Raw genomic sequence first — 23,946 nt, 5'->3', positions numbered from 1 at the left:
TGCATTTCTCCCTCTGCATGTCAGCTGAGTTTCTCCATACAATCGCTATCTGTCAAGCGCTCTGCGTCTCAGTGCTCGAATGCTGCTCAGCAGGAAGACACAATCCCCGCTCTCCCGGCCTCTGGGCGCTCTCCAGAGCTGCGTGTATGGCTTGCAGGAGCTCCTGAGTGGTAAATGGTTTAGTGAGATAAACAGTTGCCCCAGCTAATTTTCCCTTGAGTTTGTCGAGCGTGCCATCACGGCGAGAGAGTATCATACAGCGCGTTTGGGCAAAGCGTGGCTTGGTTTTGATTCGTCGCAATACCTCATACCCATCCATTTTGGGCAAACCCAGATCGACAAGGACCAGATCGGGAATGCGCGAGCCTGGCTTTACCAACCATTGCATGGCTTTGATTCCATCTGGAAAGGCCCAGGTCTCATAGCCTGCTTGCTTTAAGGCGACAGTGACGAGGCGGCGCACCGTCGCCGAATCTTCAATAATGAGGACACAGGGAGTGATGGATGGATACATGCTCTGGAGCTCGGGACCGGATAAGGACATGGCAGGAGTATCCACACAAACTGGCGCGTCACTATCCATGGCTATTGCCTGGCAGTCGTCGGCTAGTAAATATTGCTGTGTATCGCTATCATGCAAGGAATTGAGCCTGATCTTTCGTAAAACTTGCATCGGACGTAAGATCGAATGCTGCATATCTTGCTCCTTTTCTTCCTTAATTGCTTTTGTATGCCTTTCCTGTTCCTATTTCAGGAACAGAGAAGAGATGCTAGCGAGATCCATCTCACTTACTTTCACTGCTTAATTGTTTTCTGTCCCTTTCTGAGCTCGGCGTTTTGGACCAGCGAGTAAGCGCCTGGCTCAAGATAATCCTCTACCCGATATTTCCCTAGCTGATACACGTGTGGAAGATGCTGGCGAAGCCATAACTCCACGTAACCGACTCTGACTGCGTGTAAGCTGGGAAGCGAGAGCTCTGCGATAAAGTCTTGCAGGCTTGCACGAGCCGCCTCAACCTCGCTTTCTACCTGACAATGGGTTTCCACTTCAAGGAAGTCACCCAAACCCTCTACGCGATCCGTGCAGACCACAAGATGTTTGTAACGATAGCGAGTTCTCTGATTTTTTAGATGAATGAATGCGCGCAGACCATTACTTTTGAGGATTTCCTCGACACTTCCCGCTTCCCGCCACGTTGGTAAGAAGCGTGTGCATAGCTCTCCCATAGCTTTAAGTTGAGTAGGATCTGCTGGCAAGGGAAAAACTTGTTCGGTACAATGAGCATGCGCCGGATCGTCCTGCTCATGATATTTGATCTCTAGATGCGCATGATTTCTTATCCTGATGAAGACTGCCTGTTGTAAGCAGGCAAAATCGGGGGTATCGTAGTAGATATCGTCAATATCTGTTGCTTCGCTTTTCTGGCATGACGGTAGAGCTAGTAGCTTTGACCGCAGGTATGCTTGAGCTTCGAGGGGAAGCTTAAACTTCAGTTCAACCTCAATCACGCAACCACCTCCTGTCTCTGATGGGCCAGCGCCACAGCATCTGCTGAGGAGAGGAAGGTGCGTCCGCCCTTCCGCTCGATCATATGCAGGAGCTTCTGCAGGCGATCTGGATCTTCGTAGCGCGTCCATGTGGGAGAGTGGGCGGACCAGGATACAACGCTTTTCTTACTGCGCACAGCAGCCAGAGCTGCGGGTGGAATGAAACGGACAAATTGTCCACGAGCATCAGAATAGAGCGGACCAAGAATAAAGCCGTCGCAGCCCGCGTTGATACCTTCGTCGGCAATTCGTTCGTATTCATCATCAGAAATATGGGGAAGGACTGGCCGTACCGCAATAAATACAGGGATAGCAATCTTTTTGAGATTACGAGCCGTCACTATGCGCTCGTATGGCGAAGGCGTATGCGGTTCTACTATGGCTGCCGAATCCCAGCAGCTTAGCGAGACGAGTGCACTTAAAGTTGTGTCTGTGCTCTCCATCTGGCTGCGAATTTCACACAGGGCAGCAAGGGCTGAATTTTCCAGCCTGGCTTTAGTGCTGAAATTGACGTTTTTGCCCATCATTGCTAATTGTCGTAGCATGGTGATTCCTCGCTCAGGATCGGCAAATGGGTCGCCATCGTAGCCGAATTGAATGGTCTCAAAGGGAGTCTCTTCGGCGAATCGCTGGAAATGAGAGAGAATATCTGTTGTATTAACCCGGGAGAGTCCTACCTCTCCACCTCTTGTATAGCAATAGCGGCAGCCAAAGGGGCACGGCTGGCCGACAGGGACTAGTACACGATTCTTTTCTACGGTAAACAGGATGCGCCTTCTCATCCAGGCTCCTCTTCCGACTCTGAAAGCATGCAACAATCACATAGAGCCATCGCGCGTCTTGCTTGTTGCATACCTCCTAATCCATTAAGTTGTGGGCGTATTGAGAAATATTTATATGTATCAATACATCGCCTCGCCTGAACGCACCTCCGGATGCTTGCTCTATATAGGGAAAGCAAGGTAACTGCGTATAATCATGCGCTGGCACCAGACGCCGTTTCAGGTCTCTATAAAAAGAATATAGCATAACAAATGTGAAAAGCAAGTCAAATTGTAAATATTCGTAAAAAATATCACAATTGTTAAAAGTGGTTGGAAATTTGACATTGGAAAAAATCTGTCGAATATGGCCGTAGTGTAAATAATTGTGATGAAAGTAACGACATGTAAAAAAATAAGATTTGTTTTACAAGGCGTTTAGCAGAGCTACTAGCTGAAAAGTCGTTTAGAAGGAGGGCATGATTCTATCTCAATAAAGGCGAAGACTTATTTTGCACCATTTTCAGGCCTTGAGGGTAACGAACAAATGCGCGAAAAGAAGCTTGCACTACCGAGGAACATACGGTATGCTAATGTCCGCATAGAGATGTTTAAGAGTGCTAAATTGGATCTTGCCCTTTTAATCTTAAAGCTGCAAAGTTTATTTGAGTAATGAGAGAGGAGACCGCATGCCGGAAAGCATTCAGAGTACAAGTGAAGCAAGGCTGCTCAATGATGAGCGGTTTTTGCGGAAAATTGCCTATCTGTATTATGAAGAAGGCCACTCTCAAGAAACCATCGCCTCTATGGAGTTTTGTTCCAGGCCAACGGTAAGTAAGGCCTTACAGAGAGCCAGGGATCGCGGCATTGTGCGCATTGGGATTGTACCCGATGTACGTACTGGCTATCTGCGCAATCTTTCGCGCGAGGTACGTCTTCAGCTAGGCCTTGAGGATCTGATCCTGGTTGCGGGCCGTAACATGAACAGGGTTGATGGGGATGAACTGCTTGAAGATGTGGCCACGGATATTGCGGGAGCGGCAGCCGAATATTTAGATCAAATGCTCAATGACGCGGATATCCTGGCGGTTTCTGGTGGGAGAACATTTATGCGCAATCTTGTACGTTATTTGAAGCCCACCAAAGTGCTGCCCCATATGCAAGTAGTGGCAAGTATTGGCTTTGTTGATTCTCATACTAGCTTTGGTGATGCAAACTTGATTGCCCACGACCTGGCCGAAGCATATGGAGCCAATCATCTCTGGTTTCCCTGTCCGGCTTTTCTTCCCAGTCAGAAGGATGTAGAACTGATCCGCAATTTGCCTATTATTAAAGATGCCTATGAGATGATGAGCCGGGCAAGTGTGATGGTGACGAGCCTGTGGACGCCGCATACAAATCAGGATATGATCAAGCGCGGGATTCTCTCCCAGGCGCAAGTAGAGGCAATTGAGACATATCGTCCTGTGGTAGATATCAACCATTGGGTTTTTGACGCCTCAGGTGTGTGTATTAATGAGGTGCTTGAGCCATTTCCCTATACGCTCTCAGGGCTGGAAATTCCTCGTTTGAAGGAGCGTATTGAGCGCGGTAGCGTCAAAGTGATCCTTGTAGCCGGAGGAAGCCCCTCCCACGTTCCAGCCATTAAGGCAACCCTGAATGCGGGGCTGGCCAGTATCGTGGTTACCGATCATATTACTGCCCAACTACTTTCGGTTGAAAATTAAGTAGTCTGCGCGAAAGCTTGCTAGTTGATCTTATTTGAAACATGATTGCCGGCTCAGGGAATCTGATGGATGAGTATGCAATGCTTGCCTCTAAATGTGGGCTGTGCTATCCGTACAGCCCACAGTAAAGATGCATCTATTTTTAAGAAAGTTTCTGGAGAGCTTCCAGGCGAGCCTCTATTTTTCTGACTTCCTGCTTGCGCTTCAGGAGTCGTAAGAGGTCACGATAATTCGTCAAAGCCTTGATAACCATTGGGTGTGAGGGGGCAAAGGTATGCTCCCATGTGGTTATCGCTTGCCTCATCGGTGCTTCGGCTTCTTTGTATTTTCCTTGATGGTGATAGCAGACAGCAAGATTATTAAGAGTTACGGCAACGCGTGGGTGATCATGACCATATTTTTGCTCTGCCAGGACCAGTGTACGCTTGTATAGGGCAATCGCCGGCTGATACTGTTGCAGCTCTGTTTTGAAATTTGCCAGGCTTTCAAGAATTGGAATCAGCATGGGATCATCAAGTGTCGGCATGTTCTGGATGAGCTCAAAGAGGCTCTGGTAGAGCTGGCTAGCCTCCTCCTCTTGACCCAGCGTCCAGTAGAGATGAGCCAGACTATTGCGGCCATGCATAATATGCTGTATGTCTTCTGGATCATTTTCCCAGATGGCTAAAGCCCTTTCATGTAACTCGGCTGCCTGCTCTAGATTTTTTTGTGCCTCATAGACGTGGGCTAAAGCGCTGAGATAGTGCGCTACCTGGGGATGCTCTTCTCCGTACTGTTGCTCGGTGATTGCGACCGCGCGCTGTAAGAGCGGCTCAGCTTGTTTAAGTTGTTCGCGTTCCTCGTAGATCAAGGCGAGCTTCTCCAGCGCATCTGTTAAGGCTAAGGGTTCCGCTTCATAGGCATCTTCATAGCTTTCGATAAAACGTTGTAGAAGTTGCTCCGCTTGCTCATTTAAGCCCATTGTCTGGAAAGCAGAGGCCATTCTATATATTAGCCCCATGCTTTCGGGATGAGTAGGCCCATAACGCTGCTCTAGCAGAGAAAGCGCTCGTTGATAGCATTCAGGCATCTTCTCGGAATCGTGTGTCTGCATATAGAGATCTCCTAATGCGATGAGCAGATCACTTAGACTGAAGGGAACAGAGCCCTCGCTGTCTTGCTCGCAGACCGGGAGGATGCGCAAGTAATATTGTTCTGCCTGGTCGAATTGTCCTTGCCCTTGATAGTATAAAGCAATTTCCAACAGGGTATTGAGCGTATTGTTATGGCTCGGTCCATAGGTAGCTTCACGGATGGAGAGTGCGCGCTGATAAAGCTCGGCGGTATACTCTATTTGATCTTCCTGTTGCCGAGTTATTCTAGCCAGGGCACATAGGTGATCGGCGAGGCAAGGATGGGTAGGGCCAAAGAGCTCTTCATCCTCGGCCAGGTGCTGTAGCAGAAGCGTCTCCTCTAGCCGAATATCTGTGTCTGAAGTCTCGTTTAGATCCTCTCCATAAGGTTGGGCGGTATTGTTTAAGGTATCGATAAGATAGATCAGATCAAGGCTGGTTTCGTATAGGGCAGCCTCTGACGTATACCACTCTGAGACGGCTCCTATGTTGCCTGGAAATGTGCTGAGTCCTTCGAAAGGTGTGTCCTTGAGCTCTACAGGTGAGAGAAGTACCGGGACAACATAGACCTCGCCGGTACAATGCCTATCGAGCAGGTTCCTCACAGCGGGTAGCGCCGCTGCCTCGGCTGGAGAGAGCGCTTCGCTGAGAAGAATAAGGATGACAGGAATTCTATCTATCGGCCAGCGCGGTCTATCCTCAAAGGTAGAACTGTCACTGGCAGAGAAAGTATGCCATGTATGAATATAGTTCCGACGTTGCAGTATGCGAAGATGTTTCTCAAACTCTTGAAATAGTTCTTGATCTGCGTTTGCGTAGAAAACAAAAACCTCTGAGGTTTTCTGGGCGACTGCTGACATCATTCTCTTCTTCCATCCTTAGTCGTCACCGGGAAGCGTTATGCGAGGCTCTGGCCCTCAAGGGCTAGAGGAAGTGCCGCTTCCTCCCTGACTGGATGTTCCCCCTTGCACGTTGTTTTTGGCTGAGACAGCTCACTATTGCCGCCAGTTTTGGCCGAAGCTCGATCAAGCAGCGAGCATATGCTCCTGTACTTATAATGTCGCTAGCATGTCTTTGGCGGCGTTCCCCGTTTTACTATGCGAGTAGCAATTGCTGCACTTTAGATCTGCGTAATGCTATATAAAGTGCAATATGTATTTCATTTTTAGATTAATGATGCGCCTTATTAATTAAGAAGCATGTTATATTTTACGAAACCTGAGTTTTATGAAGACCTTAGATCAGATTATGCGGATCGCGGGCCTCAACTCCGGGCTCTCAGCAAGCTCTGGCGGTATCACCACGAGGAGATGCTAACATTCTTTACGTTGTTGGGCGCATTTAGTTGCTTCCTTGCAGAAAAGGTCGGCTTTTCGCACAGCGTTGTCTCTACTAAACAATTTTAGCATCGGAAGTGGGTAAAACCAAATGAGGATTATATAGCTGACCACGCCTTAATTGTGTAAGTCAATTAAGGCGCAAGAAGCATCTCTATCGAATATATGTAGTGATATATTGATATATGCTCACTAAGTAAATTTATGGTGAGTGACGACGCAAACCTTGCTCTGTGGGTTACCGCTGGCCAGGTATCTCAGAGCGGCTCACCTCTTAGCCACCTTTGGCCGGCGTCTGTAGAGGATGGAAGTTCTATACCATGGAATCCCCTTCGTTCCATTCGCCAATAATGCGACCATTTTCTAGCTGGAAGATCTGGATCATAGTTCTGCTTGTCTCTCTATCAGCAGTAGCTCCCTGCTGAGCGCCGCGCCAGACCGAGCGCACTACCACCTTAGAGCCTTCAGCGATCATATCCTCGATCATTACCTGTAGATTGGGAAAGCGCTTACGAATATCTGCCAGATAGGCTTTGACGCCAGCTGGTCCCGCTGGCTGATCAGGTGTTGAATAATCAACAAAGGTGGGAGAGAATAGCCCGTCAAGTACTTCTAGCTTCCCTTGATTGAGAGCCTCTTCAAAAAGGCGACGTATAATACGCTTATTCTGCTCTATTCCCATATAGCTATTGCTCCTGCTACCTATGTTTCGTTTGTGCATCGAATCAGAACAATCTCTTCAAGAGATGTCCTGGCGCGAGCGCGCATGGCTTGCTGAGCCTGCTCTATGATAAGCATATCTCTCTGTAGGCGAGTAATGCAAGGCAAGAGATTTGCCCCGCGTGTGTGAGAGAACGATCCAACGCTGACTCTGCAAAGAACCTTTTAATGCTTGTTAAGAAGTTGGCGCGTTAATGCAAGCATTAAAAAAGTTCTAGAAGAGCTAACACTCTACAGATCTGTAACATTTTCGCAACATTTCTGTGAAGGTTCCCTGGTAAGCTTTCTGCATAACGAGTGAATATTCTGGTGACAAAGAAGTATAGATCTAACTACAAAGAAAGATGTGCAACTATGGAATGGAATAGACAACAAAAAGAGGCAAATAAAGGCTATGATGGTTATGGAGCCCAAATAAATGATTTTGATAAACCTTCGATATATAACCGTGAATATGAGCGAGAGCAGCCGGCTAGAAGCGAAGCCTATTATCAGCAGCAATATCAGAGCTATTCCCCTCCTGTAGGGCAGATCAACGCAACTCAGTTTGCGCCTTTGCAGGTAGAGAATGGGTTTGCAGCCTTCTGGTGCTATTCTCTATTCTGGTTAACGGGGCTACTCTTCTTCATCTTTGGCCATCGCGATCGCTTTGTGCGTTTCCACGCCTTGCAATCATTGCTCTTTTTCGGTGGAGCGAATATCTTGTTCATCTTTTTAGTCAAGATTATAGATTGGCATTTGTTTGGTGTATCGGGGCTGGCTATATTCCTGTTCGTAATCCTGAATATAGTTGCCTTTATCGGCTGGATCGTGGCAATGGTCAATGCCCTGAAGGGAAGATATTATAAGCTTCCTCTGGTTGGTAATATCGCTGAGCAAGTTGTCAATCAGGGATCTCATATAAAATAAGAATAGAAGGGTGCTCAGAACGGCTAAAGAGATATATACCAGGCCTTTAGCCGTTCTGAGTACTCTTTAGCACTTTGCGCTGTAAAAACCCCTGCACTTCTGCCTGGGGTGCTTCACGTTGCTCCATGGGCTAAAATAGTAAGCGTGTCCCACTTGCCCTAAGTAAGGCTTTGTTGAGATTGCCAATTGAAAGGAATTGCGATGCCCAATTTCCCGCTTATTGATGCCCATCTGCACCTCTGGAATCCCACGCATTTTCGTATGCCCTGGCTTGACAATAACCCTTTGCTGAATCGCAGCTATGAGCTAAGAGAGTATTACGAGCATACGGCTGATGTAGCGATAGAGGCCATGGTCTATTTGCAAGTTGATGTTGAGCCTGCCTATGCTTTACTTGAGGCCCAATGGGTTCTAGAACGCGCCAACCAGGATCAGCGCATCCAGGCAATTGTACCCTGGGCGCCTATTGAATACGGAGAGCGTGCTCGTGCATTTCTTGAAGCGCTAACTGCGCTCGATCCGTGTATTAAAGGCGTACGGCGCAATATTCAGGATGAAGCTGATCCCAATTTTTGCCTGCTACCTGATTTCATCCGTGGGTTGCAACTGCTGCCAGAATATGGACTCTCTTTTGATATTTGTGTAAAGCACTGGCAACTGGCAAGTGCCGTTAAGATGGTACAGCTTTGTCCCGATACTGCGTTTATCCTGGATCACATCGGCAAGCCAGATATCAAAGGACAGCTCTTTGCGCCCTGGCTTGAGCATATACAGGCCTTAGCCTCATATCCCAATGTTCTATGCAAGATAAGTGGATTGGTCTCAGAAGCCAATCATGAGCACTGGACTGCCGAGGACCTGGCTCCTTATGTTGCTCATGTGATAGAGGCATTTGGTGAAGATCGCATCGTATTTGGTGGAGATTGGCCAGTAGCATTGCTCGCCACAACTTATACACGCTGGGTGGCAACTTTAGACTCTCTCACAGCGCATTTCTCGCCAGAGGCAAAGCGCAAATTATGGGCTGAGAATGCGCGCAGTTTCTATCGGCTCTAGGTGGCCCTGGCCTGCATTGCTGTGCCTGAAAGGCCCGAGAATGGGCCTTGAGCTGTATCCTCCCCATACGATAGCCGAAAGCTGATGAGCCGGCTATTCTTCAATTTAAACTCTGCTATGAACGCGAGCTTCTCACTTATGCATAAAAGTCAGCTCTTGATCAAGCTTCTTGTGGCAGAAAGGACGAGATAATGATAAAATCGTGATGCTATAGCGTCTTTTGAGAAAGGGATATCGTCATGGAGATATCAGGACCCTCAGATAATCCTCTCGTGATCCTCAATCCTGCCGCGAATCGTTCAAAGATCGCCCATTACCGAGCCTTGCTTCAGCAGCAATTGAGCAGAGAGCCTTTTGAGTATATAGAGACAAGCCGGCCTGGTGAGGCCCAGGAACTGGCCAGGCGAGCCGCTGACCAGGAGCGCTCTATTGTGATTGTCGGTGGCGATGGCTCCGTGCATGAAGTTATCAATGGTATCCTGGCCGCCGGAAAGCAGGTACCCTTAGGGATCGTTGGCGCTGGATCAGGGAATGATTATGCCTGGAATACCCTCCAGCTTCCCCGCGATCCTGCTCAAGCCCTGGAGCTAGCATTTCGCGGGCGGCCCATTCAAGTGGATGCCGGAATCGTCAATGGACATTATTTTGTCAATTCCTTTAGCGTTGGCCTTATGCTGATATTGCAGTAGCGGCAAACCAGCTGAAAAGGCTACCTCTGATGAGCGGAACGCGCCTCTATTATTCCTCTACGCTTAAACAGCTCGTATTTGGTTATCAGCGTTGCCCCTGGTTGAAAGTTCGCTTTGATGATAAGCAAGTCTGGGAAGCAGAGAAGCGCTATGTGTTAATGGCTGTGACAAATGGACCAACCTATGGAGCTGGCTTTCGGATCAATCCTGATGCTGATCCATGCGATGGCCTGTTTGATGTTTGTACTATCGCTTATGCCCCTCTCTTGAGAGCGCTGAGATTGCTGCCTGTTGTGCAAAAAGGTGAACACAATGGGCTCCCCGAGGTAAGCTTTTATCGGGCAAAATCTGTGGGTATTGAGAGCAGAACCCCTGTAAACATAGAGTTGGACGGCGAGACCGACAGCGCCCGCCACTTAGAAGCAAAAATTCTTCCAGGTGCGCTGTGCATTCGCACGCGTCTATAGGGATCTGGCCCCAGGGTTTAGCTTACCTGCTATGTGTTTCATGGGATTGCTTTCCCGAAGCTGAATGCAGAAGGGCATAGCCTGGCTAGAGAGCACTGCCCGCATAGCGGCTTGCGAGCATCACAAATGGCCCGGCCATGAAAGATCAACAGGTGGGAAAGATCAAGCCAGTCCTTTTCTGGGATGATGCGCATCAATTCTTTCTCGATTTTCACAGGATCTTCCTGTTTTGTCCAGTCCAGGCGCCGCGAGAGGCGCCCTACATGCGTATCTACTGTAAAGCCAACCACAATGCCGAAGGCGTTGCCCAGCACCACATTTGCTGTTTTGCGGGCCACGCCAGCCAGGCTGAGGAGATCTGTCATAGTGCGTGGAACCTCTCCCCCGTACTCGGTCATGATACGCTGACAGGCCGCGCGGATATTTTTCGCTTTATTGCGATAGAAGCCAGTGGAACGAATATCTTGTTCAAGTTCTTCCTGGCTGGCATTCGCAAAATCTGCAACGCTGCGGTACTTCTTAAAGAGCCGAGCTGTAACGATATTGACCCTTTCATCAGTGCACTGGGCGGAGAGCTGAGTGGCTACAAGTAGCTCTAATGGATTAGAGAAGTTAAGCGAACATGTGGCATCTGGATAGAGCCTGCGTAGCTCACGAATTATAGCGTTCACTTGCTCCGGTGATCCAGGCTCGGGCTCTTTATAGGCAGAAGATATTGGTGATACAAGTTCCATGAAAAATAAGCTCGCAGTAACCCCTCCACGTATCCATATATGAGGAGTTGTGCGATCCTCCTTATCCTTGGCTGGCTAGATGAATGAATCGTTGTTAAACGGCTTGTGTGAGCTATATAATGCAAATAGCATGGGAAGTTGCTAAACTACCAGACAGGCTTATTTTACGCGCTGAGCGGTGCAGAATCAATAGGCCGGGAGCCTTGTGGGGAAAGCTGTGAACGGAGGCAAGGTCTTGCTATAGCCATGTTTACAAAGTTAAGACCTGATTATAGCTCTGTTTGCGCTTTGTAGAACAGATTTGTTAGAATGGAATACGGCTGAGTCAATTGACTTCCAACTTGCCCAGAAGCCCCCACCTTCTCGGTGACGAGGTAGCACATGGGAGAGCCGTTGTTTTGTGAGTAAAATAACCTTTTAGAAGTAAGTAAATACGTCTGGATTGGAGAAATGAGTGAGCGATCAATACGATCAGAAACCACCGATAACAACAACCGATGCAGGCATTCCAGCTGCAAGTGACGAACATTCTCTCTCGGTGGGTCCAAATGGGCCATTGCTGCTCCAGGATCACTACCTTATTCAGAAGATGGCCCAGTTTAACCGTGAACGTGTGCCTGAGCGTGTAGTGCACGCAAAAGGTAGTGGAGCTTTCGGCTATTTCGAGGTGACGGCAGATGTTAGCCAATGGACGCGCGCCGCTTTCCTGAACAAGGTTGGCAAGCGCACTCCTGTGCTGGCCCGCTTTTCTACGGTTGCTGGCGAACTGGGTTCTGCCGATACAGTACGCGATCCGCGAGGTTTCGCGATTAAGTTTTATACCGAAGAGGGCAATTACGATCTAGTCGGTAATAACACCCCTATCTTCTTCGTGCGCGATCCCTCGAAGTTCCAGGATTTTATCCACTCCCAGAAGCGTATGCCTGACACCGATATGCGGAGTCATAATGCTATGTGGGATTTCTGGTCGCTTTCCCCCGAGGCAATTCATCAGGTAACATTCCTGATGACCGACCGCGGCACACCGCGAACCTATCGGCATATGAACGGTTATGGCAGCCATACATTTATGTGGATTAACGCTGAGGGTAAAAAGGTCTGGGTGAAATATCACTTTAAGACGGAACAAGGAATCGAGAACTTTACCGATGCCGAGGCCAATGCGATGACGGGAGAAGATCCAGATTATCATCGCCGTGATTTGCAAGAGGCCATCAGGAGAAAGGATTACCCGGTCTGGCGTCTTGAGATGCAGATTATGCCCTTTGAGGATGCCGCAAATTATCGTTTCAATCCATTCGATCTGACTAAGGTCTGGCCGCATAGCGACTATCCTCCTATCACGGTTGGACGGCTGGTACTTGATCGCAATCCTGAGAACTTCTTCGGTGAGATTGAGCAAGCTTCGTTTGAGCCTGCAAATATGGTACCCGGCATTGGACCCAGCCCCGATAAGATGCTCTTGGGGCGCCTCTTCAGCTATCCCGACGCGCATCGCCATCGCATCGGCACCAACTACCTGCAACTGCCGGTCAATCAGCCTCGGGTCGAGGTACATAGCTATAACAAGGATGGGGCTATGCGCTATCGCCACAATGGCAACCAGCCTGTCTATGCCCCCAATAGCTATAATGGGCCAAAGGCTGATCCTGAGCTGCATCCAGAGGCTAGCTGGGCCGCGAATGGAGAGCTTGTGCGCAGCGCTTATACGCTTCATGCCGAGGATGGCGATTTTGTACAGGCTGGCAATCTCTATCGCCATGTGCTCTCGCCGACAGATAGGGAACATCTGGCTAGCAATGTTGTGAGCCATATGAGCAAGGGCGTAGAGAAGCAAGTCCAGGAGCGCGCGCTCAAGCTTTGGTACCAGGTTGATCAGGAGCTGGGGGGCCGCGTTGCTAAAGGTCTCGGTTTAGAGGCTAAAAGCGAGCTTTCGCCGGCGGGTGACTAGACCGACTGCTGGAGCCCGGACTTGAAAAATAATTGGGCCAGAGCTCTCACAGAGAGCCCTGGCCTGAGAAATTGTATGATAGAAATAAATGCTCTACAATATATTCCTAATATAATTTCCTACTCACTCTGCTCGCGCTGAGAGCGTAGTAACACGCGCAATGCGTCGGCTTGTCCTCGATTCCATGCTGCGGAACGAACTTCGGACCCCACGATGGGTAACGAGCTTATTTCACGGATCTGAGCGGCACGCTCACGTTGTACAATTTCGTGTACTAATTGACGATCGCTGAGCCGCCAACCATGCAATTTTGCTTGTTTTGCAAACCACATTACCCGTGCAAAACCTGCCTGATAATCGCGATCAGCTGTATTGTTACGTATTGGCGTATCTTGCATCAAAAATACCTCTCATCTATACATTGGAAAGAAAGGCGATTTGCACGTTGGCATCTTGATTATGTCAGATAATATAAGGTAGAGTCAAGTTATAACACCAAGTAATAGACATAATAATTTTTGCTGGCGATTATCTTGTGGGCTGGCTTAAAAATAACGAGTTGTATGCACAATGAAACTACACGGTAGCATGCTTCGTAATGTATTTGTATTATTTGCCCCTATATACAAAGGTGGCTATAATTAAAAAGGTAATAGTATGCATGCCTATACCCTGACAAACTCTCGCTGTGTACTAGGGAAGGAAAAAGAGCGTGGCTAGCAAAAAACGTGATTATACGAATACATCAAATGATGAGCAACAACAAAAAGTGCAAAAAGATCTCATAGCGAGTGCTGTTCGTCGGAGTAATCGTCCTCGTACAATGCGCGAGCTTGGTATCAGTGCGCTGAAAAACCTGCCAGCGAATATCTCTATGGTACAGGATTTCATGAAGGCGGTGAACTGGAAGCAGGCTCAGCAGGATGTCTTACAAGGTCTGAACAATACCGTAGTTCTTGTTGGGCAGCCAAATAGTGGCAAGAGTACGCTTTTTAACAAGCTTAAAGGGCAAATGCTCTCACCAACTTCGCCAGAAGCGGGCACGACACGTACGCTGGTACGTACAGATTTTGGTCCTTTCACCCTGGTAGACACCCCTGGACATTTACCCAATGTGATGGAAAGTGGTATGGATCAGGCGAGCGTAATTGTGTTTCTCATTGACGCTACTAAAGGTCTGCAGCCCGATGATCGTGAGCTCTATGGCATCATTAAAATGCTCAAAAAGCCAACTATTGTTGCTGTGAACAAAGTAGATGCCTTAAAGGAGAAAGGAGCCGGTGACCGCCTGGCGACACAGATTGCCGTCCAGTTCGGGCTCGCTGGTGTGATGCCTATCTCAGGCAAGACCGGGGAGAATATTACTGAAGAGCTGATTCCGGCTATCATTGATGCCAGTCCCGAAGCAGCGCTGGCTATTGGACGCGAGCTTCCCGATTATCGTCGCATGGCAGCCCAGCGCATTATCCGTAATGCGACTCTTGTAAGCCTGGCCGCTGGAATAGAGCCAATTCCGCTTATTGATATTCCTGTTCTTTTAGGCACTCAAGTACGTCTGGTATTACGTCTTGCGGCGTTATATGGCGAAGCTCTGGATAGTGCAGATGCTATGAAACATGCGCGTGAGCTTATCGTCACCTTGCTTGGTGGATTGGGTATGCGCTATCTGGCGCAGCAGGCGGCCAAGGCCGTTCCCTTTGGGGGCGATTTTATCGCTGGGGCAATTGCTGGGGCGGCTACCTGGTCAATCGGTGAGGTGGCCCTTGAGTACTATGAAGGCGGTAAGCGCATTAATCCGCGTCGTCTGCGCAGCCTTTACGGTAGCTTCTATCGTTTTCTGCGTAGAGGTGGCAAAGTTGAGGAGATAAACAACCAGCTGAAAGAGGGCAAAGCTGAAGCGTTGTTAGAAGAGCCAGGAGAACAAATTTTAGAAGAAGGGACGGCTTGAGAGAGCTAATGCACTTTCCCTATGAACGTTATGAGAAGTTAGCAGAACCGCTTACAGTATACTACCCAACGGGCTCGGAGGAGCATGCTCGTTGGGTAGTTCAAATTATTGATAGGGCGGGCAAGCAGCTAACTCGTTTATTGGGCTTGCCTCTGCCAGAGCTAGAGATATTGCTGGTTGATGCTGCCGATTGGGACCTTGCTCCACATGATGAAGAGGATGAGCAAGCCCCTCCCTATCCATATTTGACTGAGGTAACGACGCTACCATGCCTGGTAGTGCCACCGGAGATTGATGCTATCTTTGGTGAGCCTACCCAGGAGAAACTTGCCTTTATTTTTTATCAGGCCTTGGCACAGGCATTTCTAGAGTCCGATCCACGTCCTTGGCCAGAGGATAGTCCTTTATGGGCGGATGAGTGGCAGTTCAAATTTGCTGCTCTCTGGCTTTCTCATACTCTTGATGGAGTAGAGGGTGTGGTGAATAAAGATTTACACGAGCAATATGCCGAAATATTTGAGACTGAGCCGGACGGCAAAACTCCTGATACTGTGCGCGGTTTCGATTGGTATGAGGATACCACCCCTGAAGATTATCTGGGCTATGTGCTGATCCTGGAGCAGTTTGCGGCTGATCTGCTGGCACACTCTGATCCGGAGATATTGCCCCGTTTTCTCAAGCTTTATCGTGTAGAGCGTGCTGTCTTATTGAGTGAGGATGTAACCACCATGCTTGCTACAGCCCTGGGTTCGGGAGGGGCAGAATGGTTGGAGAGTTTAGTCTACTTTTGATGCATTCAAGGAGGTGAGCTTGCATGTTTAGTCGTGTGGCAATCATTGGTCTGGGACTAATTGGGGGCTCTATGGGGCTGGCCCTGCGTAAAGCGAAGGCAGCTCAACAGGTGGTTGGCTATGATTTGGGGCGGGGGGTAAGTGACCGGGCGCGTAAGATTGGGGCGATCGAGCAACATTATCATTCCCTTGCCGATACCGTACGTGGCGCTGAATTAGTGATTCTGGCAACGCCTGTGGGAGCAATGAAGGCGCTGCTGCAAAATCTATCGGATCTGCTCTCGCCGGGAGCAGTGGTGACGGATGTTGCCAGCACTAAGGTGCAGGTCATCAGCTGGGCTGAGGAGTTTTTGCCTTCTTCGGTGTCGTTTGTGGGTGGTCACCCGATGAGCGGTAAAGAGCTAAGCGGGGTTGAAGCTGCCGATGCCGAGCTTTTCAGTAATTATATTTATTGCCTTACCCCAACTGCCCGTACACGCCCAACTGCTGTGAGTAAAGTCTCTAGTATGGTTGAGTCTTTGGGGGCAAGAGTGCGCTTTCTAGAGCCCGCTGAACATGATGGCCAGGTCGCAGGCGTGAGTCATCTGCCGTTTATTGCGTCAGCTGCTCTGGTAAATACTGCTGCTGAAAGTGCCAGTTGGGGCGATGCCTCTTTGCTAGCCGCTAATGGCTTTCGAGATATCTCGCGCTTGGCTGCTGGGAACCCTATTATGTATCGTGATATCTGCTTAACAAATAGTGAGGCGATAGTACGCTGGATTGATGGCTATATCGCTACATTGCGTGATATGCGTGAGCATATCGCCACGCATGATAGAGATATAGAAGAAACATTTGCCCAGGCTCAGCATGTACGCTTGAAATGGCAGGAAGAGCAGTCGATTAAGGAGTAATGTCCTTCCTGACAATGGAGGTTCTTGCTAATGAGCTCAGGCCAGGTGCTAAAGAGTAGGCCTGGCTCTGCAGTGGCTGCGTTTGGCTTTACGAATGGCAAAAGAACTACTTGACAATCCGTCACAGGTGTGAGAGAATGATCCCCGCCTCCAGTTGAGACCTTTGATTAGGAGATTCGGAGGTGGGGAAAATTCACTCTTGACAAATCTGTCAGGACGTAGGATAATACCCGAGCTGTCGCAAGACAATCACCGATCGAGCGCGACCGGTGCTCCTGTCAGCGAAGCACTGTTTGCGCCACGGTAAAGTGGCTCCTCTGGGATCAGTTCTTCCCTGTTTTCACGTTTCTCTCCGCACAGATCGTGCGCCCATTTTTGCCTGCGTGTCTGCAGGAGCCTGGGAGCCGGTCGGAGTCAAACAACGAAATCTGAGGAACGAAAAAAATTCCCGGAAAAAGGGGTTGACAAACCCCCAAAGATATGCGATACTACCGCTACAGTACACGAGGGCACGAAAACAAAAGCGCTGCCCGGTACGAGCGAGACGAACGATCCTACGCGGATCGGTCGGGACCTTAACAACTGAAGAGTGGAAAGCAGAACAGCAACTGGCAAATGATGTATCGTGCACAAGCTGCAAATGATGCCAGTTCCTGTCAAGCAATTTGAGTATGTAACTTTACGAGCGAATGAGCTCAGAAGAACACGCTTTTTCTCATGGTCTTGTCAAGATCATGTGAACCATAAACTATTGGATGGCGAGTTTGATCCTGGCTCAGGATAAACGCTGGCGGCGTGCCTAACACATGCAAGTCGAACGCCTTCTGGCAACAGAGGGAGTGGCGGACGGGTGAGGAACACGTGGGTTATCTACCTCCGGGTGAGGAATACCACCGGGAAACCGGTGACAATACCGCATACGTTTCCCTTCGCGGGGAAACAAAGCTTCGCAAGAGGCGCCGGGAGATGAGCCTGCGGCCGATTAGCTGGTTGGTGGGGTAAAAGCCTACCAAGGCGACGATCGGTAGCTGGTCTGAGAGGACGATCAGCCACACTGGGATTGAGAACGGCCCAGACTCCTACGGGGGGCAGCAGTGAGGAATTTTCCGCAATGGTCGCAAGACTGACGGAGCAACGCCGCGTGCAGGAAGACGGCCTTCGGGTTGTAAACTGCTTTTCTGAGGGACGAGCAAGGACGGTACCTCAGGAATCAGCTCCGGCTAACTACGTGCCAGCAGCCGCGGTAATACGTAGGGAGCAAGCGTTGTCCGGAGTTACTGGGCGTAAAGCGCACGCAGGCGGTGAACCAAGTTTGGAGTGACAGTCCTCGGCTTAACTGAGGAAGTGCTTCGAAAACTGGCTCACTTGAGGGCTTCAGAGGGACAGGGAATTCCGGGTGTAGTGGTGAAATGCGTAGATATCCGGAGGAACACCAAAGGCGTAGGCACTGTCCTGGGGAGTCACTGACGCTCAGGTGCGAAAGCTAGGGGAGCGAACGGGATTAGATACCCCGGTAGTCCTAGCCGTAAACGATGACCACCAGGTGTGGGAGGTATCGACCCCTTCCGTGCCGGCGCTAACGCTTTAAGTGGTCCGCCTGGGGAGTACGGTCGCAAGATTAAAACTCAAAGGAATTGACGGGGACCCGCACAAGCAGCGGAGCGTGTGGTTTAATTCGATGCAACGCGAAGAACCTTACCAGGGCTTGACATGGAGTTGCACCACCCAGAGATGGGTGTCCCTTCGGGGCGGCTCCACAGGTGCTGCATGGCTGTCGTCAGCTCGTGTCGTGAGATGTTGGGTTAAGTCCCGCAACGAGCGCAACCCCTATCGTCGGTTACAAGTGTCCGGCGAGACTGCCGCGATCAACGTGGAGGAAGGCGGGGATGACGTCAAGTCAGCACGGCCCTTACGTCCTGGGCGACACACACGCTACAATGGCCACGACAAAGGGTCGCCAACCCGCGAGGGGGAGCTAATCCCAACAAACGTGGTCTCAGTTCAGATTGTAGGCTGCAACCCGCCTGCATGAAGTTGGAGTTGCTAGTAACCGTGGGTCAGCACACCACGGTGAATACGTTCCCGGGTCTTGTACACACCGCCCGTCACACCACGAAAGTCGGCAACACCTGAAGCCGCTGGGCTAACCCGCAAGGGGGGCAAGCGTCGAGGGTGGGGTCGGTGATTGGGGTGAAGTCGTAACAAGGTAGCCGTACCGGAAGGTGCGGCTGGATCACCTCCTTTCTAGGGAGTCAGTTCCTGGTAGTTCTACCAGGAAACTTCCAGGTCGGTACAGGAACGGCAGCGCAGCGTGCCGAGGTATCATGCACAGGCTGGCTGGTTTCCACTCTCCAGGGGTTGGGGCAACCCGATCCATGCACTTGAACAACCAAAGATGTATTCTTCAATTTTGCTGAGTGACCAAACTCAGCCACGAAGAGCACAATTGATCGAGAACCAAAACAACGAGGCAACAACAAGCTCGACAGAGTACGAGGTGGATGCCTTGGTGCTAAAGGCCGATGAAGGACGCGGAGACCGGCGAAACGTTCAGGGGAGCTGCACACAAGCGAAGAGCCCTGAGTATCCGAATGGGGCAACCCATCCAGAGTGATGTCTGGATACCCCTGCTGAACACATAGGCAGGGCGGAGGGCAGCAGGCGAACTGAAACATCTCAGTAGCTTGACGAAAAGAAATCAACCGAGATTCCCGTAGTAGTGGCGAGCGAACCGGGAGGAGCCCAAACCAGTGACACTTCGGTGCCACCGGGGTTGTAGGACCGGCGCAAGGTGAACCAAGCTGACTCGAAGGAACTGGAACGTTCCACCAGAGCGGGTGAGAGTCCCGTAGAGGCAGGGGAGGAACACTGGCTGGGATCCTGAGTACCACGAGACACGTGCAATCTTGTGGGAAGCTGGGGGGACCACCCTCCAAGGCTCAATACCTTTAGCAACCGATAGCGAACAAGTACCGTGAGGGAAAGGTGAAAAGCACCCCGAGAGGGGGATGAAAGAGACCCTGAAACCACGTACTCACCAGCAGCCAGAGGCCACTGTTCCCGTGGGGAACCAAGGGCTGATGGCGTGCCTTTTGTAGAATGATCCGGCGAGTGCATCGTCGTCGCAGGTTAACCTCCGCTAAAGGAGGGGAGCCAGAGGGCAACCGAGTCTGAAGCAGGCGTAGGTGTGGCGGCGATGCGACCCGAAACCGTGTGAGCTACCCATGAGCAGAGTGAAGCGAAGGTGAAACTTCGTCGAGGCTCGCACCCACCAGTGTTGCAAAACTGGGGGATGACTTGTGGGTAGGGGTGAAATGCCAAACGAACACGGAGATAGCTGGTTCTCCCCGAAATGTATTGAGGTACAGCCACGTGGGAGTCCCGCAAGGGACCATAACTATCCTGGAGGTAGAGCACTGGATGGGCTAGGGGCCAAGTGCTGGTTACCAACCCCACTCAAACTGCGAATGCCAGGACAGGAAGCCACGTGAGTGAGACGGCGGGGGCTAAGCTTCGTCGTCAAAAGGGAAACAGCCCAGATCACCAGCTAAGGTCTCAAACTTACTGCTCAGTGTTAAAGGGGGTCATCCCGCCCAAACAGCCAGGATGTTGGCTTAGAAGCAGCCATCATTGAAAGAGTGCGTAATAGCTCACTGGTCGAGTGGAGTGGCACCGACAACGTATCGAGGCTCAAGCAGTAGACCGAAGCTGTGAATACCTATGCAAATGGGTATGGTAGGGGAGCGTTGTGTGGCCCAGAGAAGCCAGATCGTAAGGACTGGTGGAGGACACACAAGTGAGAATGCCGGAATGAGTAGCGCAATCGCTGTGACAACCAGCGACACCGAACGCCTGAGGGTTCCTGGGCACCGTCAATCGTCCCAGGGTGAGTCGGGCCCTAAGCCGAGGACATCACGTCGTAGGCGATGGAAAGCAGGTGGAGATTCCTGCACCGGAGTTGCTCGCTACGAGCAATGGGGGGACGCAGTAGGGAAGGTGAACCTCTCGAATGGACAGGAGAGGCGCGCATGTGGAAGTACGCAGACGAGGCAAATCCCGTTTGCACGTGTATGACCCATGTGCCGAGCGCTCGCAAGAGCGCGGAAGTCATCGGCCCCCAGGCTGCCAAGAAAAGCCTCTCGCCAGAGCCAACTCCGCCCGTACCGCAAACCGACACAGGTAGGCAGGGGGAAATCCCCCAAGGTGAACGAGCGACCCTCTGTTAAGGAACTCGGCAAATTGACCCCGTACCTTTGGAAGAAGGGGTGCCTTGGTAACTTCCCTTTGGGGGGGTGAAGAGGTTGCAAGAAATTGGCCCAACCGACTGTTTACCAAAAACACAGGTCTCTGCGAACGCGAAAGCGGAAGTATAGGGGCTGACTCCTGCCCAGTGCCGGAAGGTTACGAGGAGCGGTGAGCGTAGCCGCGAATCTAAGCCCCGGTGAACGGCGGCCGTAACTATAACGGTCCTAAGGTAGCGAAATTCCTTGTCGGGTAAGTTCCGACCCGCACGAAAGGAGTAACGAGTTGGGCACTGTCTCAACAGAGGACTCGGCGAAATTGAAGTACCCGTGAAGATACGGGTTACCCACGACAGGACAAAAAGACCCCGTGGAGCTTTACTACAGTTTGGCCTGGATACGGTGCGGTAGGTGCGTAGGATAGGTGGGAGCTAGAGAACTCATCCTTGTGGGGGTGAGGGAGGCACAAGTGAAATACCACTCTCCTGGTGTGTTGTATCTCATGCCTGGCCATGAGCTGGCAGGCAGACAGGGCCAGATGGGTAGTTTGACTGGGGCGGTCGCCTCCCAAAGAGTAACGGAGGCGCCCAAAGGTTCCCTCAGGGTGGATGGACATCACCCGTAAGAGTGTAAAGGCAGAAGGGAGCTTGACTGCGAGGCAGACGCGCCGAGCAGGGACGAAAGTCGGGCTTAGTGATCCCACATTCCCGAGTGGAAGGAATGTGGCTCAACGGATAAAAGCTACCCCGGGGATAACAGGCTTATCTTGCCCAAGAGTTCACATCGACGGCAAGGTTTGGCACCTCGATGTCGGCTCGTCGCATCCTGGGGCTGGAGTAGGTCCCAAGGGTTGGGCTGTTCGCCCATGAAAGCGGCACGCGAGCTGGGTTCAGAACGTCGCGAGACAGTTCGGTCTCTATCCGTCGTGGGCGTAGGAGAATTGAGGGGAGTCATCTTCAGTACGAGAGGACCGAGATGGCTTGACCGCTGGTGCGCCAGTTGGCCTGCCCGGGCCAGAGCTGGGTAGCTACGTCAAGAAGGGATAAGCGCTGAAAGCATCTAAGCGCGAAGCCGACCGCAAGACAAGTTCTCCCACTCTCTTTCGAGAGAGTTAAGATCCCAGGAAGACGACCTGGTAGATAGACTGTGGGTGCACGCCTGGTAACAGGCGCAGCTGAACAGCCCTAATGATCGTACGGCTTGTGTAGTCTCCCTTGTGGAGGGGCTCGATCAGGGCTCTTTGAGGCTGAGGAGGCGCTCGGCAAAATTGAGGAATACATCGTTGGTAGTTCGAGAGGGTGAGCTCAGGCTCACCGCGAAGGTTCGCTGCAAGAAGCGAGCCTTTTTTGTTTGTCCTTACCCCTCTTATTCTTATCCTTCTTTACGTAAGAGCACAAAGCCACATTAGATGAGAGCAAGTATCAACGATTCATGATTCCGCAACTGCCAACAGAAACCGCTGTCGACAATTGCGGAATGCTTATTTATGACTAGCTGCGCCGCCGCCGACGAAGCAAGAATGCGCCAATGAGCACGCCAATACCGATACCCAGGAGTAGGGTATACTTCTGTTTGCCTGCCTCAACAGAAATGGGCTCCGGCAGATTATAGAGGCCTCCAGCTCGATACGCTTCGTCCAGAAGCTGTACAGGGTGCATAACCTCTAGATCCATGCCACGTTCACGCGCTCCCAGGGCAATTTGCATCATACAGCCAGGATTACCAGTGGCAATCGTATTAGCTCCCGTAGCAACGATATTATTCATCTTGCGTTCGAGCAGCTCATTGGCCATATCTTGATTGGTAATATTGTAGATACCAGCACTTCCACAGCACCAATCTGCCTCTTTCAAATCTACTAAGGCGAGACCAGGAATAGCCTTAAGCAACTGGCGTGGCTGCTGCTTGATTTTCTGGCCATGAGCCAGGTGGCACGCATCATGATAGGCTACCTTGCGTGCCAGAGGTCCCATCCCATGACTCCAATCCAGGCCAACCAGAAACTCACTTATATCTTTGACTTTAGCACTGAAGGCCTCTGCTCTACTCGCGTAGGCGGGATCATCGCGTAGTAAATGCCCGTATTCCTTGAGTGTAGAGCCGCAGCCAGCCGAATTAATAATAATGGCATCGAAGTTATACTGCTCAAATACGTCAATGTTATGCCTGGCCAGCGCTTTACCGCTTTCAGCTTCACCGGCATGCACATGAAGCGCTCCGCAGCAATTTTGCTGCACAGGAGTGATAACTTCGCAGCCATTAGCCGCGAGCACACGAATAGTGGCCTCGTTGATGTCGTGGAAGATCTGATCCATGATACAACCACTGATAAAGCCGACTCTATAGCGCTTCTGCCCAATTGCCGGTGTAATCTCGGGCAGGTGGGCAGGTATGATGGGCCCTGTTGCGGCATCCATTAATTGCTCTGGAAGCTTTAGCTTGCCCTGAAAGGGAGTAGGCAAGGCATTGACCACATCCAGCAGCCCACTCCGGCGTACGACCGTCTGGAGGCCGCTGCGCTGATAGAGCTTGAGTCCGCCAAATACAAGAGATAGAACAGGGCGGGAAGGAAGCATGAGATCGAAGAAGAAGCGGCGCAGCAGCTTTTTTGCCAGTTTATCTGTGGCTGCTGTGCTATCAGTGACAGCTTGTGGTGTAGCCCCATTGTCCTGCTGATCATCTCTCCCTGGCCGGATGCCACCTTCTTTTTCTGCGATTTGTATCTGTTCACGGGCCGCTTCAATAAGCTTGCCAAATTGCACTCCCGAAGGACAAGCAGTCTCGCACGCGCGACAACCTACGCAGCAATACATGTGCTCCACAAAATCGTCAGTGATCTCCAGGCGTCCCTCGGCTACGGCTTGCATCTGGTAAATACGTCCACGTGGAGAGTCCATTTCTACACCCAGAACTGAATAAGTTGGGCAGGTAGGTAGGCAGAAGCCACAATGGATGCATTGGCGCATCAGATCATACGTATGTGTGTGTCGGCGTAAGGGACCTTGGCTTGGTGGTGTGATCTTCAACGCGACTGGTTGTGCTGGTATGGGCTCAGAAGACAT

At 50.7% G+C, this 23,946-nt stretch carries 17 protein-coding genes and 2 rRNA genes; 11 read left to right on the top strand and 8 right to left on the bottom strand.

All coding sequences use genetic code 11. From position 1 onward, the window contains the following. Positions 1-52 precede the first annotated feature (52 nt). The 3 genes from EPA93_RS20515 to EPA93_RS20505 form a co-directional block, all read right to left on the bottom strand. Positions 53-697, bottom strand: coding sequence for a response regulator transcription factor (locus EPA93_RS20515; protein ID WP_242527458.1), 645 nt, complete (start codon positions 695-697; stop codon positions 53-55). Between the two features lie 98 nt (positions 698-795). Then, a complete protein-coding gene (locus EPA93_RS20510) occupies positions 796-1,509 on the bottom strand; it encodes a class IV adenylate cyclase (protein WP_129889305.1) in 714 nt (237 codons plus the stop codon). Further along, positions 1,506-2,330: a radical SAM family protein gene (locus tag EPA93_RS20505; protein WP_129889304.1), complete on the bottom strand. Its 825-nt coding sequence runs from the start codon at positions 2,328-2,330 to the stop codon at positions 1,506-1,508. Before EPA93_RS20505 ends, EPA93_RS20510 begins: the two co-directional genes overlap by 4 nt. A gap of 668 nt (positions 2,331-2,998) precedes the next feature. On the opposite strand from EPA93_RS20505, the gene EPA93_RS20500 reads away from it, so the two are divergent. Further along, on the top strand, positions 2,999-4,036 hold the full coding sequence (locus EPA93_RS20500) for a sugar-binding transcriptional regulator (RefSeq protein WP_129889303.1): 1,038 nt from the start codon (positions 2,999-3,001) through the stop codon (positions 4,034-4,036). 142 nt (positions 4,037-4,178) lie between these two features. Here the strand turns inward: EPA93_RS20500 and EPA93_RS20495 are convergent, their stop codons facing one another. Beyond that, on the bottom strand, positions 4,179-6,011 hold the full coding sequence (locus tag EPA93_RS20495) for a tetratricopeptide repeat protein (RefSeq protein ID WP_129889302.1): 1,833 nt from the start codon (positions 6,009-6,011) through the stop codon (positions 4,179-4,181). 787 nt (positions 6,012-6,798) lie between these two features. After that, on the bottom strand, positions 6,799-7,167 hold the full coding sequence (locus EPA93_RS20490) for an ester cyclase (RefSeq protein ID WP_165423280.1): 369 nt from the start codon (positions 7,165-7,167) through the stop codon (positions 6,799-6,801). A gap of 392 nt (positions 7,168-7,559) precedes the next feature. On the opposite strand from EPA93_RS20490, the gene EPA93_RS20485 reads away from it, so the two are divergent. From EPA93_RS20485 to EPA93_RS49865, 4 genes are all read left to right on the top strand, one after another. Then, entirely contained in the window at positions 7,560-8,114 is a 555-nt protein-coding gene (locus tag EPA93_RS20485; protein ID WP_129889300.1) for a DUF4870 domain-containing protein, read from the top strand. 201 nt (positions 8,115-8,315) lie between these two features. After that, the gene (locus EPA93_RS20480; protein ID WP_129889299.1) at positions 8,316-9,170 is read left to right on the top strand and encodes an amidohydrolase family protein; all 855 of its coding nucleotides are present in this window, start codon (positions 8,316-8,318) and stop codon (positions 9,168-9,170) included. A gap of 239 nt (positions 9,171-9,409) precedes the next feature. Continuing rightward, the gene (locus EPA93_RS49870) at positions 9,410-9,859 is read left to right on the top strand and encodes a diacylglycerol/lipid kinase family protein (protein WP_242527457.1); all 450 of its coding nucleotides are present in this window, start codon (positions 9,410-9,412) and stop codon (positions 9,857-9,859) included. A gap of 29 nt (positions 9,860-9,888) precedes the next feature. Then, the gene (locus EPA93_RS49865; protein WP_242527456.1) at positions 9,889-10,326 is read left to right on the top strand and encodes a diacylglycerol/lipid kinase family protein; all 438 of its coding nucleotides are present in this window, start codon (positions 9,889-9,891) and stop codon (positions 10,324-10,326) included. A 38-nt stretch (positions 10,327-10,364) separates the two neighbouring features. On the opposite strand, the gene nth is transcribed toward EPA93_RS49865, so the two are convergent. Further along, complete coding sequence (gene nth / locus EPA93_RS20470; protein WP_129889298.1) at positions 10,365-11,060, bottom strand: endonuclease III; 696 nt, start codon at positions 11,058-11,060, stop codon at positions 10,365-10,367. Between the two features lie 454 nt (positions 11,061-11,514). Here nth and EPA93_RS20465 point away from each other — a divergent pair, with 454 nt between their 5' ends. Beyond that, positions 11,515-13,011 (top strand): catalase, encoded by a 1,497-nt coding sequence (locus tag EPA93_RS20465; protein WP_129889297.1) that lies wholly within the window; start codon positions 11,515-11,517, stop codon positions 13,009-13,011. A 119-nt stretch (positions 13,012-13,130) separates the two neighbouring features. On the opposite strand, the gene EPA93_RS20460 is transcribed toward EPA93_RS20465, so the two are convergent. Next, positions 13,131-13,409, bottom strand: coding sequence for a hypothetical protein (locus EPA93_RS20460; protein ID WP_129889296.1), 279 nt, complete (start codon positions 13,407-13,409; stop codon positions 13,131-13,133). Positions 13,410-13,723: 314 nt separating this feature from the next. Here EPA93_RS20460 and EPA93_RS20455 point away from each other — a divergent pair, with 314 nt between their 5' ends. From EPA93_RS20455 to EPA93_RS20435, 5 genes are all read left to right on the top strand, one after another. Continuing rightward, entirely contained in the window at positions 13,724-14,959 is a 1,236-nt protein-coding gene (locus tag EPA93_RS20455; RefSeq protein WP_129889295.1) for a GTPase, read from the top strand. Continuing rightward, positions 14,956-15,750 (top strand): hypothetical protein, encoded by a 795-nt coding sequence (locus tag EPA93_RS20450; protein ID WP_129889294.1) that lies wholly within the window; start codon positions 14,956-14,958, stop codon positions 15,748-15,750. The genes EPA93_RS20455 and EPA93_RS20450 overlap by 4 nt, the downstream gene beginning before the upstream one ends. 23 nt (positions 15,751-15,773) lie before the next feature. Next, positions 15,774-16,643, top strand: coding sequence for a prephenate dehydrogenase (locus EPA93_RS20445; RefSeq protein WP_129889293.1), 870 nt, complete (start codon positions 15,774-15,776; stop codon positions 16,641-16,643). A gap of 752 nt (positions 16,644-17,395) precedes the next feature. Continuing rightward, positions 17,396-18,887, top strand: a 16S ribosomal RNA gene (locus EPA93_RS20440). 230 nt (positions 18,888-19,117) lie between these two features. After that, positions 19,118-22,091: ribosomal RNA gene (locus EPA93_RS20435) — 23S ribosomal RNA — on the top strand. The 16S and 23S rRNA genes sit together here, the layout of an rRNA operon. Before the next feature lie 283 nt (positions 22,092-22,374). Here EPA93_RS20435 and EPA93_RS20430 read toward each other — a convergent pair. Beyond that, on the bottom strand, positions 22,375-23,946 hold the full coding sequence (locus tag EPA93_RS20430; RefSeq protein WP_129889292.1) for a (Fe-S)-binding protein: 1,572 nt from the start codon (positions 23,944-23,946) through the stop codon (positions 22,375-22,377).

Source organism: Ktedonosporobacter rubrisoli (assembly GCF_004208415.1).
Lineage (GTDB): Bacteria > Chloroflexota > Ktedonobacteria > Ktedonobacterales > Ktedonobacteraceae > Ktedonosporobacter > Ktedonosporobacter rubrisoli.
The sequence above is the reverse complement of the archived record's forward strand: the minus strand, read 5'-3'. Positions and strand labels throughout refer to the sequence as shown.

Bases quoted from the DNA above. Each gene is read 5' to 3' on its own strand.
- EPA93_RS49865 (WP_242527456.1), top strand. From the start codon at position 9,889: ATGAGCGGAACGCGCCTCTATTATTCCTCTACGCTTAAACAGCTCGTA.
- EPA93_RS20485 (WP_129889300.1), top strand. From the start codon at position 7,560: ATGGAATGGAATAGACAACAAAAAGAGGCAAATAAAGGCTATGATGGT.
- EPA93_RS20480 (WP_129889299.1), top strand. From the start codon at position 8,316: ATGCCCAATTTCCCGCTTATTGATGCCCATCTGCACCTCTGGAATCCC.
- EPA93_RS49870 (WP_242527457.1), top strand. From the start codon at position 9,410: ATGGAGATATCAGGACCCTCAGATAATCCTCTCGTGATCCTCAATCCT.
- EPA93_RS20500 (WP_129889303.1), top strand. From the start codon at position 2,999: ATGCCGGAAAGCATTCAGAGTACAAGTGAAGCAAGGCTGCTCAATGAT.
- EPA93_RS20490 (WP_165423280.1), bottom strand. From the start codon at position 7,167: ATGGGAATAGAGCAGAATAAGCGTATTATACGTCGCCTTTTTGAAGAG.
- EPA93_RS20460 (WP_129889296.1), bottom strand. From the start codon at position 13,409: ATGCAAGATACGCCAATACGTAACAATACAGCTGATCGCGATTATCAG.
- EPA93_RS20495 (WP_129889302.1), bottom strand. From the start codon at position 6,011: ATGATGTCAGCAGTCGCCCAGAAAACCTCAGAGGTTTTTGTTTTCTAC.
- nth (WP_129889298.1), bottom strand. From the start codon at position 11,060: ATGGAACTTGTATCACCAATATCTTCTGCCTATAAAGAGCCCGAGCCT.
- EPA93_RS20445 (WP_129889293.1), top strand. From the start codon at position 15,774: ATGTTTAGTCGTGTGGCAATCATTGGTCTGGGACTAATTGGGGGCTCT.
- EPA93_RS20515 (WP_242527458.1), bottom strand. From the start codon at position 697: ATGCAGCATTCGATCTTACGTCCGATGCAAGTTTTACGAAAGATCAGG.
- EPA93_RS20430 (WP_129889292.1), bottom strand. From the start codon at position 23,946: ATGTCTTCTGAGCCCATACCAGCACAACCAGTCGCGTTGAAGATCACA.
- EPA93_RS20505 (WP_129889304.1), bottom strand. From the start codon at position 2,330: ATGAGAAGGCGCATCCTGTTTACCGTAGAAAAGAATCGTGTACTAGTC.